General features: G+C 45.5%; 1 protein-coding gene. It reads left to right on the top strand.

Annotated features, from left to right (window positions below; all coding sequences use genetic code 11):
• A partial coding sequence (locus V5290_RS17240) for a VCBS domain-containing protein (protein ID WP_333388723.1) occupies positions 1-1214 on the top strand: 1214 nt, incomplete at both ends.

A 1214-nucleotide genomic window follows, 5' to 3' on the forward strand; every position in this document is an offset into this window, starting at 1 on the left:
GCAACTGGCGTGGTAACTGAAGATGATGCTGCTACGTTGAGCACGACTGGTACATTAACGTTGTCAGATGTTGATAGCTCGGATACAACTACTTTTACTGCTGAAACGATTAACGGCACTTACGGCGATATTACTATCGATGCTGATGGTAACTGGACATACGCAGCCGATAACACGCAAGCAGAAATTCAATCTTTAGATGATGATGAGTCGATCACCGATACCATCACAGTTATGACTAGCGATGGTGTTGAACAAGAGATTGTTATTACCATTAACGGTGTGGATGACTTATCTATCGTAGCTGGCGATACAACGGGTGCGGTCACTGAAGATGATGCTGCGACGTTAAGCACGGCTGGTACATTATCGCTAAGCGATGTTGATAGCTCAGACACCACAACTTTCACTGCTGAGACCGTGTCAGGTACTTATGGTGCAGTCACTATCGATGCTGATGGTAACTGGACATACGCAGCCGATAACACGCAAGCGGCGATTCAATCATTGGATGATGGTGAGTCGATCACCGATACCATCACTGTTATGACCAGCGATGGTGTTGAGCAAGAGATTGTTATTACCATTAACGGTGTGGATGACTTATCTATCGTAGCTGGCGATACAACGGGTGCGGTCACTGAAGATGATGCTGCGACGTTAAGCACGGCTGGTACATTATCGCTAAGCGATGTTGATAGCTCAGACACCACAACTTTCACTGCTGAGACCGTGTCAGGTACTTATGGTGCAGTCACTATCGATGCTGATGGTAACTGGACATACGCCGCGGATAATACGCAAGCAGCGATCCAATCTTTAGATGACGGCGAGTCAATCACCGATACCATCACAGTTATGACCAGCGATGGTGTTGAACAAGAGATTGTTATTACTATCAACGGTGTCGATGATTTATCAGTTGTTTCTGGTGATGCAACTGGCGTGGTAACTGAAGATGATGCTGCTACGTTGAGCACGACTGGTACATTAACGTTGTCAGATGTTGATAGTTCAGACACAACAACTTTCACTGCTGAAACAATTAACGGCACTTACGGTGATATTACTATCGATGCTGATGGTAACTGGACATACGCGGCGGATAATACGCAAGCGGCGATTCAATCATTAGATGACGGCGAATCGATCACCGATACCATCACTGTTATGACTAGCGATGGTGTTGAACAAGAGATTGTTATTACCATTAA

The sequence above is a fragment of the Psychromonas arctica genome, assembly GCF_036697365.1.
Classification (GTDB): domain Bacteria; phylum Pseudomonadota; class Gammaproteobacteria; order Enterobacterales; family Psychromonadaceae; genus Psychromonas; species Psychromonas arctica_A.